Below are 14,102 nucleotides of genomic sequence, written 5' to 3'. Positions count from 1 at the left end.
CTATAGGTAGACTTTTTTAAGTGTCTACTCTATAGGGTACAGTTTAAATGAGAACTGGCTTTTCTAATGCATTTGAATAACTCTCGGTTCCTATTTGACTTTCAATAAACGCAGCCCATTTAATGTAACTAGCAGCGTCGCTCCCATATCTGCAAAAATGGCTATCCAAAGTGTTAACCATCCTGGAATGACAAGAAGAAGGGCTATTAGTTTAATGAGAAGGGCAAAAGTTATGTTTTGTTTGATAATTCCTAAAGCTTTCCGGCTCAGTTTGACCGTGAAAGGAAGCTTCCTTAAGTCATCACCCATAAGAGCAATATCTGCGGTTTCCAGCGCTGCATCCGTTCCGGCTCCTCCCATAGCCACGCCAACAGTGGCCGAAGCTAATGCAGGGGCATCGTTTACACCATCACCAACCATGGCGACTTTTCCAAACTCGGATCTCATTTGTTTAATGTAGTCGAGTTTATCCTGCGGAAGAAGCTCTGCTTGTATCTCTGTTACACCAGCTGCTTTCCCGATCGCTTTGGCGGTTCCATTGTTATCGCCGGTGAGCATGATTGTTTTTGCAATACCTTGTGCATGAAGGCGTTTAATTACATCCCGGCTGCTTTCCCGAACAGCATCTGCAACAGCAATAAGGGCAAGTATCTCTTTTTTGGTACCGAAAACCATAACCGTTTTTCCTTGTTCCTGCAGAAGACTAATTCTTTCCTTCACTGAAGAAGCTATGCCTTTTTCGGTTATCTCATTAAAAAGGGCAGGGCTCCCAACATAATAGTCCGTTCCATCTATTGTTCCTTCTATCCCTTTTCCTGTAATGGAGGTGAAATGATCAATTGCAATACTTTTGAAATTAACCTTTTCTTTGTCGGCTTTTTTAATTATTGCAGAAGCAAGTGGATGCTGTGAACGATCCTCAAGTGCAGCAATCATCGCTAATAAACGATTTTCATCGCCATGTTCAACCACTTCAAAGTCAGTTGCCTCTGGAACCCCTTGCGTTAGCGTACCGGTTTTATCAAAGGCAATAGCTTTTATCGCACCCATTTCCTCTAAATGGATTCCTCCCTTAATAAGCACCCCATTTCGTGCGGCATTCCCGATCGCCGTCACTATGGACACCGGAGTGGAAATCACAAGCGCACAAGGGCATCCAACAACCAGTACCGCAAGCCCTTGATAAATCCATTCACTCCAACTTGAACCCATTAATAGAGGAGGAACGATTGCTACCAGGAATGCAGCAAGAATGATAACCGGAGTATAGTATTTTGCAAAACGGTCGACAAAGGCCTGGGATGGAGCTTTTTCTGTCTGGGCTTCTTCCACTAAATGAATAATCTTTGCTATTGTTGTATCATCCACTTGTTTCGTCACTCTGACTTCCAATAATCCTTCCTCATTCAAAGTGCCAGCAAACACTTCATCCCCGATATTCTTTTCTCCAGGCACTGACTCTCCGGTAATGGCAGCTTGGTTTACGGATGAAGATCCCTTAACTACCACTCCGTCCATCGCAATTTTCTGGCCAGGTTTCACGATCATGATGTCATTGACCTCTATGGCGTCTACATCAATCATCATTTCATTTCCATTTCTGCGGACTAAAGCTTCCTTTGGAGCAATATCCATCAATGTTCGAATGGATCTTCTGGCCTTATCCATCGAATATTTCTCCAGAGCTTCACTGATGGCAAAAAGAATGACAACAACCGCACCTTCGCTCCATTCGCCAATCAGGGCAGCGCCAATGATGGCCACCGTCATAAGTGTTCTCATATCAAACTCTAAACGGAGAAGGTTTTTTACCCCTGTTCTAAATAAGCCGTACCCTCCAATAACGATCGCTGCCACAAAAGCTATAATAGTTGAGGAGTCTTCCTCTCCATTTACCATTAGTGAAGCATATCCCATCAGTAAAAATAAAAAAGATACTAAAAGGGAAGCGTGCTGTTTAAATAAAGGAACTTTTTCCTCAGGTTCCTGAGAGCCTTTTTCCGGCATGACTCTAAGATTTTCGAAGGCACCCGCTCCTTCCAATTCCTTAACGCTCGTATGTCCATAAACTGTTATCTTGGAAGCACCAAAATTTACATCAGCATCTAAAACACCATCCAGGCGTTTCACGTTCTTCTCGAACGTATTAGCACAGCCAGCTCAGGAAAACCCCTGAATGCGGTACACTTGTTTTTCAGCAGTTTTACTGACGGCATCAGACACGGTGGATCACCTCTCCTTGATGGGCAAAAGCCAACTGAATTAATTTTTTCACATGCTGGTCATCCAGGGAATAGTAAACAAGCTTCCCCACCTTCTTATGCTTTGCAAGCCCAAGGCTTTTTAGCAGCCTTAAGTGATGGGAGGCGGTCGCCGTTGTTGCCCCCACAATATTTGCAATGTCACAAACACATAGCTCTTCTTCCAGCGACAGTATATAAGCAATTTTGATTCTTGTGTCATCTGACAGCGCTTTGAAAATCTTGGCAACAGCTGCAGTATTCTGTTTTTGTAATACTTGGGCTATTCGATTAACCTTTTCACTGTCTATACAGGTTATCTCACAGACATCCTGTTCTCCCATATCTCCACCACCTTTTATTCAAACATTCATTTGATTATAGTTTATTCAAACAATCATTTGATTATAGTTTATTCAAACAGTCGTTTGATTGTCAAAGAAAAACCAATAAATATGACATAGAAAAAAGAGCGGTTACAGAATGTTTCTCTCCATAATCACTCTTACTAAATTTCAATTTCATTTTGTTTTACGGCGGACATTGCTGATAATAAATCTGCTTTTAGGAAGAGAAGGCATCCGGACAAGGCTATAACTTAAATCCTGTTCTGACAAAGGTACATCATACTCAATTTGATTTGTCAGAAAAGCCATGCTGACCTTCATCGCCTCTATCGTTACCCATTCTCCCGGACAGCGATGCGTCTGGTAATAATCGCCGCCTCCCTGCGGAATGAGGTCGAATAAGCCGCCCTTCCAATTTCTGAACCGCTCGGGCCGGAATTCATCCGGTTGTTCCCAAAGTCTTGAATCATGATTGGTTCCATATACATCAAGCAGCACTAACTGACCCTTTCGAAATTGGTTCCCATTCCAGGTGAAATCATTCCGAACCCTTGCGCCCAGGAACGGACCGAATGGGTAAAAGCGGCGGATTTCCTGCACCAGCATGGCTGTGTAATCCTGATTATCCTTCGTCACCTTTTGGCGGCACTCGGGATGCTCGTGTAAGGCCAATGCACCGAAAGTGATATATGTGGCGATTGCAACAAGTGGCCTTAACACATTAATCAGCTCCACCGCTGCCATATGTTTATCCAGTGTTTTCCCGTCCAGTTCGCGGTGCCAAGCCATCGCATAAGCCGCCGTACCTTCCGGTGAATCAAGCTTTTCATTCCGGATTTGTTCAATAATTTCTTCAATCCATGCTTCTGCCCTTTTCCTTGCTTTTCTGCCTTCCCAATGCCTTGGCCCGACAGCTCCGAATGCATCTACCATTGCCCCGAAATCAGAAGCCCTTTGCTTTACTTCCGCTTCTTTTAATGGAACACCCGCCCATTCACACGCGACCCGACAAAGTATTTCCTGTGCTTCATCAAAAAGGACTACCCGCTCCATTTGTTCCCACTTTCCCACTCTGTCTTGCCATTGCACTGTAGTAAGCTCGCCCAACTTTTTCACACCATCCGGTGTCATCAGTGACATAAAAAGAAGCTTCCGATGTTTATGTGCTTCACCATCCATTGATTGAATAGCTTTTTCCCCAAACAGTGTTTTCTGTACCCGCTTTGGAGATGCTCCTTTGCGCTGGAATCTCTCATTATCATAAAAAACCTTTGCGGCTTCTTCTCCGCTTATACAGGTCACCTTTTCACCCATCAGGCGTGTTTGAAAAATGTCTGATTGGAATTGGCGACACCTATTTTGAATAAATAGATATCCTTCCTTCAACAGGGAAAGACTATTATCCAGAACTTTTTCACGAGGCACTTCATTGGTTATTTTCATAGGGATTCATGCTCCTCACATAATTTGTCTCGGCTCTGCCTTTTTATGAAACGGTATATTTTCGTAACTATGTTTCCCTAGAAAAATCCTGTTCAAACAGCCATTTACTTAAATCAGCCACCAAAAAAGCAGCACTTCAAATGAATGCTGCTTTTAAATCAATGGATAGAGAAATGGCTGGGATGCATGATTAATTACAAACACCATGGTGGCTTGGACAGCCATTGTCCTCGTATTCAACCTGTATGGTGCTGTGCTCGATTCCAAAATCATCATGAAGAATGGCTTGTGCCTGATGAAGAACTGTATCATGGACACCTTCTCCAGCAATGGCAATATGACAGCTTAAGGTTGGAAACTCCGAAGTTATTGACCATATATGCAAATCATGAATATTCTTTACATATGGAATGGACGCTAATGATTGTTTTAATTTCTCCATGTCGACCTGTACAGGAGTGCCCTCCATTAAGATGTGGATAGATTGCTTAGTGACTCTCCAGCCGCTGATGATGACCAGGAACGCTACAATGATGCTTGCAATAGGATCTGCTATTCCCCATCCAAAAAACATAATGAGCAAGGCAGCGACAATGGCTCCTGCTGAACCTAGCATATCCCCTAATACGTGAAGAAACGCACTTCTTACATTTAAGTTTTCATCTTTGTCGCCTCTCATAAGAAGCCAGGCTGCCAATATATTAACCAGTAAACCTGTTACAGAGATGATCAGCATACCCATGCTTTGTACTTGCGGCGGATTCGTAAAACGATGGTACGCTTCATAAAAGATATATAGTGAAATAACGATTAAGGTTATTCCATTTATGAAAGCAGCAATAATTTCAAAACGCTTATAGCCATACGTTTTCGTTTTTGAAGTATTCCTTTCCCCTAATTTAATCGCAAAAAGGCTTAGTCCAAGTGCAGCTGCATCGCTTAACATATGCCCTGCATCTGATAATAAAGCAAGGCTGTTGGTGAACAGTCCTCCCACCACTTCTACTGTCATAAAACCCGCAATTAAAAGGAATGCCCAAAACAAAGCTTTCTTATTTCCGGTATGTGAATGGCTATGGCCGTGTCCATGTGAATGACCGTGATGATGTCCCATATTATCTCTCCCCTCAAAATCATATGAGTATATGTTCATATACATTATGCAGGAGTCATTCAATGTGTTCAAGTTTTATTTATTATTTTATCTTTAAGGAGGCCGTTTAAACTAAAAAACACCGCCATTAAAGGACGGTGTCAGACTGTAGACAAACTCGATGAAATCGAGTTTGCCTGCAGTTATTCTTTTATTTGGCCTGTTAATGGGGTCTGTTGATTTCCGTTCCAGGCGCTTCGCTTTCCGCGGGGCGGGCGGTGAGCCTCCTCGTCGCTCCTGCGGGGTCTCACCTGTCCCGCTGCTCCCGCAGGAGTCTTCGCGCCTTCCACTCCAATCAACAGGCTTTTAAACGTTTACTATGGAACGTTCCTAAAATCTATTTTAAATTTCAAAAATTCATCTTTTATATGGGAAGGAAATGTATGAACAACCCTGACATCTTCCAGACTTTGGAAACATATGTTTTTTACCAATCGGCAATCCCGGTTATTAATGGGTTACTTTTTACAAAAAACCGCTATATCATTTCTGATATTAGATAATAATGAACGTGTAGGAGATGTATGGAGGAAGAGGTATGATTCTCATGTTTTATTTACTCCGCGCTCTTATAGTTACTTGACCGGGCTTTTTCTTAAAGGGGGATCCATCTGGTTTTCCGACTAAGGATGAAATCGCTGACTATTTGGAGCAATATGCATTGGCATTAAAGCTGCCAGTCCAATTACATGCAAGTGTCGAGCGGGTGGTTAAAACAAGAATCTATTTCATATCCATTTCATTCTAATGGTAAAATAAAGCATGAACTTGGCATCACTGCTGTACCAGGGATTTATTTTCTCGGCCTTCCTTGGGAGTACCACAGAGGATTTGCTTATATCAGGGGTTGGTGATGATGCCAGATATTTATATGAACACATGATTTCTAATTGAGTTTTTGGAGGTGAGGGTTCGAATTGAAACAAGAAGAGCACAGTTTTTTATCACCGGACACAGCGGATGAAGCAGCGCGTATTTTTAAAGCGCTTGCTGATCCAACCCGAATAAAGATTTTATATTTATTATCACAGGAAGAGTGTTCCGTTAACCATATTACCGAAGTGCTGGAAATGACCCAATCGGCAGTTTCCCATCAATTAAGTTATTTGCGAAACCTGAGGCTTGTAAAATACAGGCGCGAAGGCAATACCTTTTTTTATACTTATGATGATGAGCATGTTATAAACCTAATACACCAGGTTTTATCCCATATCGATTGCAAATAGAAAAGCGGAAGCGCCCTAACAGAAGGAACGTCGACTTAAGTCTGGCACGTCTGTGGCGACCCGGCACTAACACGTCGTGTGCGTCGGGGCTAATTTTCCTGCGAAAAAAAGTTGCTGGGCGCTGGGCAAGACATCATCTGTACTTGTTATAAAAGTTATGCGCGTTTCTTATAACAAAGTAGAGCCCCCTGTTCCTGAAAACGGAGCAGGGGCTGTTCATTTTAAATTGAGCCAGAGATTAGGCTATTATTCGTACATCGATTGGACCTGCTCCAGATCCAAGATCAATTGATTTATTTCATCTTGGGATAAATGAACAGGCATTTGATCGTATAAAGTAAGGACTTGTCCGCCATTATCATCCTGATTCTTCTTTAAATATTGATAAATATTATTTATCTGAGCCTGATTCAAGACTGATTGAGTCGATAAATTTTTCACTTTCTGTAATGAAAATTCATTACTAGTCTGATCAAAATCACCGGAAATAATATGCCCTTCTAATATCATATGATCCTCCTGTAAAGGCGATATATAGGAAAGAACAAGCCAGCACTATCTATGCTTTCGATTTTTTTCTTTATAAATTTAAATCATCCAAACCGGGACTATGCTCGTTTGGCATTTCAGGCAATTGAGGAACCGGAAACCCTTCAGGAGGCTGCACAACCTGCATTGATCCGCCATTGCGGCTTGGTGATTGCCCCTGGAAAATTTCGCCGATTCGTGTCTCGTCCAGCCTGAAATTAAATTGGACATTATGGAATCCCATGTCTACATATTTTCTGCACTCCGGATACTTGTTAATATCATAATTCGGTACAGGGAATAACTTGCCCCAGTCCACTCCTAATGTCTCCAGTGCTTTAGCAAACGCGTTTTGGTGGGCATTATCACGAACAATCAAAAAGGCAAGCGTTTCTCTAAACGTCTTATTCGAACTCATTTCATAAATACGGGATTTTTGAAGGACTCCTGTAGATTCCAGGACTAAATTATCAAGAAGGTCACCGATTAGGTTGCCATGGCTATAAACCCATGAACCATTCCAAGGGTTTCCTGCAGCATCCTCCGGCACTGAACTTTGGGCCCCAATGATAAAGTGATGAGGGTTCGCATGCTTCACAGCCTCATCCAGCGGAGCGTTGTCTGCCCCCGCATTTCCTGCCTCCCGTTCTCCTGCACCATTCAAAAGCATATTAATCGTTGTTTGTACAAGCTCAACATGGGCGATTTCCTCAAGAAATACCCCGCGCAGCAGGTCCCGGAATTGCTTTTTCTCTCCCCGAAAGTTGGAACCTTGGAAAAAATATTGCATCATCGTTCTCATTTCACCAAAATGGCCGCCTAAAATTTCCTGCATTACTTTGGCAGCTGCCGGATCTGGCTTATCTGGAACGATTACATTGATTAAATCTTCCCTGTAAAAATACATATTTCAACCTCCATTTATTTATTTCTTCACCTTATCTTTTGATGAAAAAAAAAATTTATTCTTTATTTAAATGACCGCGATCCAAGTATGGTATGAAGCTAATCCGTCTGTGTACATGCAGGAACATTTTGATGTTGGCGATATTAAAGACTGGTATATCCCCGGGTAAATTTCTAGAAAACTGTACAATTTAAATGGAAGGGGGTGAGGTCTTGCCAGGTATAGATAAAAGTTATAAAGATGAAAATATTTCTGCAGCTGAAAATAATAGTGATCCTATGCAAAATGTCGACCAGTTCACCAATGTGGTTTTTCAGTCAGTTAATAAGGCCGTTGATGATGATAACAACGAAAGAAATCAAAATGAAAAATAATTGTCCTATAGGACAGAAAAAACGGACAGCCTGATTGGTGGCCCGTCCGTTTTTATACATTATTTTGTTTTAAGTAGAAATTCCATTCTTACAGGGATGAATTAACAGTGGTGAGGTCAGATAATTTCAGCGGTCTTTAACTCATCCATTTTTTCGATACTGAAACCAAGTATCTTGGTATACACTTCCTCATTATGTTTTCCAATCGCTTCAGCACCCGGATGCTTAACTTTACCTGGGGTTCTGCTTAATTTGGGAACGATCCCAGGCATAGAAAAATCGCCTAATTCAGGATGCGGAACCGTAACAATCATTTCTCTTTCTTGGTAATGGGGATCTTCGAGGATTTCTTTAGCAGAATAAATGAGCCCAGATGGTACTCCTTTCTCTTCAAGAATCTTCAGCGCCTCTTTTGCCGGCAATGATTTCGTCCACTCCTCAATCATCAAATCCAGAAGCTTCATATTTTCCCCTCTGCTATTGTGGGATGAAAATCTTGAATCGTCGGCCAGCTCAGGCTGACCCATCGCTTCACATAGCCTTCGGAAAACATTATCAGCATTAGCCCCAATCACGATGTAGGTTTTATCTTTTGTAAAATAAATATTAGATGGTGCAATACCTGGAAGAATATTACCCATCCGCTCCCGTACATACCCTGCCAACTGATAATCTGGAATGATGCTTTCCATGATGGAAAAAACCGATTCATATAAGGCGGTATCTACAACCTGCCCTTTGCCGGATTGCTTTCGCTCATGCACTGCGACAAGACAGCCTATTGTGGCGAACAAGGCAGCAAGTGTGTCGCCGATAGAAATTCCAATTCGGGTTGGCGGCCGGTCGGGGAATCCAGTCACATACCGAAGCCCGCCCATTGCTTCGCCTACGCTACCGAAACCTGCCCGATTCTTATAAGGTCCTGTTTGCCCAAACCCGGAAGTTCTTACCATAATGATTCCCGGATTAATCTCCGATAAAGACTCGTAGGAAAGATTCCACTTTTCCATTGTTCCAGGGCGGAAGTTTTCTATAATAATATCAGCTTCCTTCACCAGCTCCCGTAAAATAGCTTGGCCTTCCTCCTTCCGTAAATTAAGAGTGATCGATTTTTTATTTCTTGATTGAATCGGCCACCAAAGTCCCACTCCATCTTTAGACTGTCCCCAATTCCTCATTTGGTCCGCCTTACCCGGCGGTTCGATTTTAATGACCTCCGCTCCGAAATCGGCGAGCAGCCTTCCTGAAAAGGGGCCAGCTATTAAAGTTCCCAGTTCTATGACTCTCAAATTTTCTAAAGGCAATTGATTTTCCGTCAAATAAATCCCTCACAATCCGCTTTTATTTAACTTCCGAATTTTCTCAATCTTGTATACAAATTTAATTCTTTGTATACAATAAGTCAACTATATTTTGTTTTTTATGTAAAAAATGTCTAAAAACTAAGATAATACGGTAAATTTTCAGAATATTATTGAATTTGTAATTAGCTTTGTATACAATAATTTCGAGGTGGTATGTCATGTATGCATATGAATTTATTAAAGATGCCATTATTCAGGGTAAATATGAACCTGGAATGAGGCTTGCAGAAGAGTCATTGGCTAAGGAATTAAACTTAAGCAGGACCCCCATCAGAGAGGCGATTAAACAGCTTGAAGCGGAAGGATTGGTTGTCCCATTAAAGCGGGGAGTCAGTGTCAGGCATTTCTCTAAAGAAGATATCCGCCAAATATATGATTTGAGGACATTATTGGAAGGCTACGGTGCAAGCCAGGCAGCGATTTACCGTTCAGATGAAGATATGAAGAGAATGGAGAACGCCAATTCCTTATACGAAAAAGCAATTTCTCAGTATATAGAATCTGATATGGACAGCATTAAAGAAATTGTAGATGTGAATCAGGAATTTCATAATGCGGTAGTAGCCGCATCCAAAAATTCGCATATATATTTTCATATCTCAAAGGTTGTTGTGGTACCCATCGTTTTCCGTTCATTCTACTGGTATAATCCTTTTCAGCTGCAGCAATCTCTTGAAGTTCATAAAATCATACTGGAAGCCATTAAAAACAGAGAGCCAGAGCGTGCACGAATCGCTATGCACGAACACATTTTCCAAGGTCGCGACCATGTATTAAAGCATCTTGAGGAAATTAAGAATAGCCATTTGTTAAAGGAGGAGCATTCATGATTAAGGGAGTCGCTGAGTGCTCCCGTAATATCATTAATGATCATTTCATCACTCCTTGTTTGGTTTTTGGAATAATTCGACTTGATATGCCTGCTTCCCTGCTTTGAAAATCGTACGACAAAATTTATTTTTGCGAAATGAGGAGTAATTTGGCGAGATTTTCATTTATTTGGCCAAAAACCAAATTTATTTTGTCGTTTTTCATATTATTTCTCCTAATCTCAATGATGCGGATTCTAGTGAACGAAATCGTATTCAGCACTGGAAAAGGCAAATTAAAAAGGGCACGGATTACCGTCCCCCTGCTTGAATAATGAGTGCTAGTTAATTATTAATATACTTCTCAAAAATCTCACCAAAGTCTTTTGTGTGATATTGTCCGCGGACGGATGTTAACCAGGTGAAGCCGAAGTCTGTTAAATCCCTGTATGTATCTGCTAGTTTATTATCATCAGTTCGGGAATTTTGCAGCACAGTCACTGCTTTATCCAGGCTTTGAGATGCCATTTTAATGTAAATATCATTTTCATATGTGATTTCAGAAATCCTTAACAGCGATTTATACAGATCTTTTAATTGCTCAATTTGTTCTTTTTTCACATCAATATCGAATTGCTCTTTGCCGAGCATGAATTTGATCTCAACATCCATATCCAGTTTTCCTGCTGTTTCCAAAAGTACGTTTGAAATTTTGTTTTGTGAATAAGGGTAGCGTTTTAACGTTCTCTTGGAAGAAACGGCACTTTGACCATCAACGTGGATGATGGCGAGATTAGTAAAGCAGTATTCGTCAGCTTTGGTTTTAATTAAAAAATAGATTTTTTCGTTATCTTCATGCATGACATAATCGTCAGCATCCGTCTTATCATAATCTGATGGGTGGATTATTGTGCCAATATCAGATAAACCTAATGCATCCGAAGCAATCTTTTTAAACAACTGTATCATCCTTTCAAAACGATATTCTTCTTTATTTTAGCAATAGACGGGATGTAATAGAACCATTTTCAGTAAAGTTAAGTTTTTCCTCCTTTTTCCAAAGTTACCACTATTTAATTTCCCATAAATGATATAAAGAAAACCACCCACTTTATCGTTAGTGGGTGGTTTTAGCTGACGTTCTTTAAATTTTTCAATGTGTTCTTCTAACGGGCTGTGTTATTATCCTGGGATGCTGTGGCTTCCTGTTCTGCTACAGAATCTGTTGCTGATGTGCGCATTTCCTGCGTTCCGTTCCCATAGATCACACTTTCTGGATTACTTACATTAATGTCGTTAGATGCAGACTGGCTGCCTGCACCGGAAACATCTCCTGAAGCATACCCAGCTGTTCCAAATGAAACCGGAGAAGCGGAAGCGGAAGCTCCGTATGTACCCGCTTGAGTTCCAAAGGCGTCCGCTGAAGTGGAGGAAGATGCTCCATAAGTTTGGGCTCCGTAAACACCTTGTGAGTTGGAAACGGAAGATCCATAAGCGCCTCCTGCATTTCCATAGCCAGACGGGAAGGAAGCTGGTGATCCATAAGCTGGCTGCACGCCATTAGGCATAGTCTGTCCCGGGTAGCCTGCAAATTGACCAGCACCCGCATTCCCTTGGCCTGCATATCCATAATTTTGTCCAGTATAACCAGTATTTTGTCCAAAGTATTGAACCTCAAGTGCGCGATCGGCCGGCTGATATCTGTGTAAAAGAGTTTTTGCTGTATTATCATTCAATGTAGGCACTGGGTAAAGACCTTGTTCATTCATGAACAGAAAAACCTCATAAGCCTGATTAGCACAGTTCGTTGCACTGTTTATTAACATTTTTCGCAGATTGGGATCAGCACACTCAAGAGCAGCCCACATTCCATTTCTGGCTGCATTTTTGTGGCAAAGCAGCATGGCAGATGCGATTTCACGGTCACTGCTCACTGTTCCATACTGTGGAGTAAACTCCGGCTGTGTGTTCATTCCGTATTGAATCTGCTGCGGGCTAATTCCTCTTACTTCTGTATTAGGAGGAATCGGGGCAAAAGTTTTATAATCATGTGTGTATGCAACAAATTCATTATATGACCTGATTTCCTCTTGCTGATGGCGAATGATTATGTCTAATAATTGTGTGTTATTTGTTTCATTCGCATAAATGTTAAAGTGCGTGATCATATTTATCTTTTCCATTAAAATCTCGTGTACTTCCATTGCTTCATGAGCACCAAATGGCACGGGGATCACTCCTTTTAATATTTTTACTGCCAAGGTTAATATCCCCAAATACCAAATGATTATCCTCCATTAATGGATTAGCCATTGCGAAATATCATAAAAAAAGCAGACCTAGTTATAAATCTAAAGGTCTGCTTTACTATTCTTAGCCTAAATCAACGTTGTGGTAAACTTGTCTTACATCTTCCAAGTCTTCTAATGCATCAATCAATTTTTCGAATTTTGCCAGTGCATCCTCTGGAAGTTCTACATCATTTTGTGCAAGCATTGTTAATTCCGCGACTGTAAAATCAGTAATGCCAGCATCTCTAAGTGCTTCTTGCACTGCATGGAACTGCTCAGGCTCGGAATAAACAATAACAGACTCATCTTCTTCGATTATGTCACGTACATCTACATCCGCTTCCATTAGGAGTTCAAGCACTTCATCAGCTGTTTTGCCTTCAATTCCAATAACAGCTGTTGCATCAAACATATAAGCTACGGACCCGCTTACTCCCATGTTTCCGCCGTTCTTGCCAAATGCTGCACGCACATCTGATGCAGTACGATTTACGTTATTAGTAAGAGCGTCGACAATCACCATTGAACCATTTGGTCCGAAGCCTTCATAACGCAGCTCATCATAGTTTTCCTCTGAACCGCCTTTTGCTTTTTCAATCGCGCGGTCAATGATGGCTCTCGGCACATTATATGTCTTAGCACGCTCAAGAACGAATCTTAAATTCTGGTTTAACTCGGGATCTGGTTCACCCTGCTTTGCTGCTACATAAATTTCACGGCCAAACTTTGCATAAATACGGCTCGTATTTGCATCCTTTGACGCTTTCTTTTCCTTAATATTGTTCCATTTACGGCCCATATTGCACACTCGCTTTCAACTTTGAATCGGAATGATGGTAAATAAAATAAATAAAATGCTACTTTAACACTTTACATAATAACGTTTTTATGAAAAAACCTCAACACATAGACTGAGAGTTTTCATTGCTTATATGAATAAAAAAATTACAATCATCCTATAAATTATCCAGATATGAAAAAACCGGAATAACTGTTTATTTGCCTTTTAAAACTTCAGGCCGCCTCCATAACATGTGTCTGTTATCTTGGAGTCATTGTCGCATCCGGCAAAACAGCTAGCCTGACACTGCTTAAATTAGGATTTTTATGTAATCCAATTACAGAGAAAGCAACTGCATTTGCTCAATTTCAAACAAAAGTATTCCAGGGAATTTTCAACGGAATAGGCAATATTTTAAAAACATCCGCTGATGAATATTGCGATTGTTTTTACTACTATCTGTTTGTCTGCGAACAGTAAAGGATTCTTTGAAAGCCCCCCCAAATTAACTGAGATTCCTCTTGTATATTCTAAATGAAAACTATATAATTTAAACTATTAAATACACAGTGGTTTACTTGGAATTAATTATACGAATTAGCTTGCTAATATGGTATGCGCAAGAACAATGAAGAGAGG

General features: G+C 41.0%; 13 protein-coding genes. 3 read left to right on the top strand and 10 right to left on the bottom strand.

Annotated features, from left to right (window positions below):
- Nucleotides 1-90: 90 nt before the first annotated feature.
- The 4 genes from D0469_RS16390 to D0469_RS16375 form a co-directional block, all read right to left on the bottom strand.
- Nucleotides 91-2,223, bottom strand: coding sequence for a heavy metal translocating P-type ATPase (locus D0469_RS16390; protein ID WP_117327800.1), 2,133 nt, complete (start codon nucleotides 2,221-2,223; stop codon nucleotides 91-93).
- A complete protein-coding gene (locus tag D0469_RS16385) occupies nucleotides 2,216-2,584 on the bottom strand; it encodes an ArsR/SmtB family transcription factor (RefSeq protein ID WP_117327799.1) in 369 nt (122 codons plus the stop codon). The genes D0469_RS16390 and D0469_RS16385 overlap by 8 nt, the downstream gene beginning before the upstream one ends.
- A 177-nt stretch (nucleotides 2,585-2,761) precedes the next feature.
- A complete protein-coding gene (locus D0469_RS16380) occupies nucleotides 2,762-4,024 on the bottom strand; it encodes a cytochrome P450 (protein ID WP_117327804.1) in 1,263 nt (420 codons plus the stop codon).
- Between the two features lie 196 nt (nucleotides 4,025-4,220).
- Nucleotides 4,221-5,144 (bottom strand): cation diffusion facilitator family transporter, encoded by a 924-nt coding sequence (locus D0469_RS16375; RefSeq protein WP_117327798.1) that lies wholly within the window; start codon nucleotides 5,142-5,144, stop codon nucleotides 4,221-4,223.
- Nucleotides 5,145-6,100: 956 nt separating this feature from the next.
- Here D0469_RS16375 and D0469_RS16370 point away from each other — a divergent pair.
- Entirely contained in the window at nucleotides 6,101-6,409 is a 309-nt protein-coding gene (locus tag D0469_RS16370) for an ArsR/SmtB family transcription factor (RefSeq protein WP_117327797.1), read from the top strand.
- Nucleotides 6,410-6,655: 246 nt separating this feature from the next.
- Here D0469_RS16370 and D0469_RS16365 read toward each other — a convergent pair whose 3' ends face one another.
- Together D0469_RS16365 and D0469_RS16360 are read right to left on the bottom strand one after the other, a co-directional pair.
- Nucleotides 6,656-6,919 (bottom strand): hypothetical protein, encoded by a 264-nt coding sequence (locus D0469_RS16365; protein ID WP_117327796.1) that lies wholly within the window; start codon nucleotides 6,917-6,919, stop codon nucleotides 6,656-6,658.
- Nucleotides 6,920-6,989: 70 nt separating this feature from the next.
- Nucleotides 6,990-7,844: a manganese catalase family protein gene (locus D0469_RS16360; RefSeq protein ID WP_117327795.1), complete on the bottom strand. Its 855-nt coding sequence runs from the start codon at nucleotides 7,842-7,844 to the stop codon at nucleotides 6,990-6,992.
- A 212-nt stretch (nucleotides 7,845-8,056) separates the two neighbouring features.
- Here D0469_RS16360 and D0469_RS21185 point away from each other — a divergent pair, with 212 nt between their 5' ends.
- Complete coding sequence (locus tag D0469_RS21185; protein ID WP_158553530.1) at nucleotides 8,057-8,218, top strand: hypothetical protein; 162 nt, start codon at nucleotides 8,057-8,059, stop codon at nucleotides 8,216-8,218.
- A 116-nt stretch (nucleotides 8,219-8,334) separates the two neighbouring features.
- On the opposite strand, the gene D0469_RS16355 is transcribed toward D0469_RS21185, so the two are convergent.
- Nucleotides 8,335-9,537, bottom strand: a complete 1,203-nt coding sequence (locus tag D0469_RS16355) for a CaiB/BaiF CoA transferase family protein (protein WP_117327794.1) — start codon at nucleotides 9,535-9,537, stop codon at nucleotides 8,335-8,337.
- A 203-nt stretch (nucleotides 9,538-9,740) separates the two neighbouring features.
- Here D0469_RS16355 and D0469_RS16350 point away from each other — a divergent pair, with 203 nt between their 5' ends.
- Nucleotides 9,741-10,412 (top strand): GntR family transcriptional regulator, encoded by a 672-nt coding sequence (locus D0469_RS16350; protein WP_117327793.1) that lies wholly within the window; start codon nucleotides 9,741-9,743, stop codon nucleotides 10,410-10,412.
- Between the two features lie 324 nt (nucleotides 10,413-10,736).
- Here the strand turns inward: D0469_RS16350 and D0469_RS16345 are convergent, their stop codons facing one another.
- From D0469_RS16345 to D0469_RS16335, 3 genes are all read right to left on the bottom strand, one after another.
- Nucleotides 10,737-11,351: a PH domain-containing protein gene (locus D0469_RS16345; RefSeq protein ID WP_117327792.1), complete on the bottom strand. Its 615-nt coding sequence runs from the start codon at nucleotides 11,349-11,351 to the stop codon at nucleotides 10,737-10,739.
- 206 nt (nucleotides 11,352-11,557) lie between these two features.
- Nucleotides 11,558-12,619: a spore coat protein gene (locus D0469_RS16340; RefSeq protein WP_117327803.1), complete on the bottom strand. Its 1,062-nt coding sequence runs from the start codon at nucleotides 12,617-12,619 to the stop codon at nucleotides 11,558-11,560.
- A 145-nt stretch (nucleotides 12,620-12,764) separates the two neighbouring features.
- Nucleotides 12,765-13,481 (bottom strand): YebC/PmpR family DNA-binding transcriptional regulator, encoded by a 717-nt coding sequence (locus tag D0469_RS16335; protein ID WP_117327791.1) that lies wholly within the window; start codon nucleotides 13,479-13,481, stop codon nucleotides 12,765-12,767.
- Between the last annotated feature and the right edge of the window lie 621 nt (nucleotides 13,482-14,102).

This window comes from Peribacillus saganii (genome assembly GCF_003429095.1).
GTDB classification, from domain to species: Bacteria; Bacillota; Bacilli; order Bacillales; family DSM-1321; genus Peribacillus; species Peribacillus saganii.
This window is presented reverse-complemented; position numbering and strand designations above follow the sequence as displayed.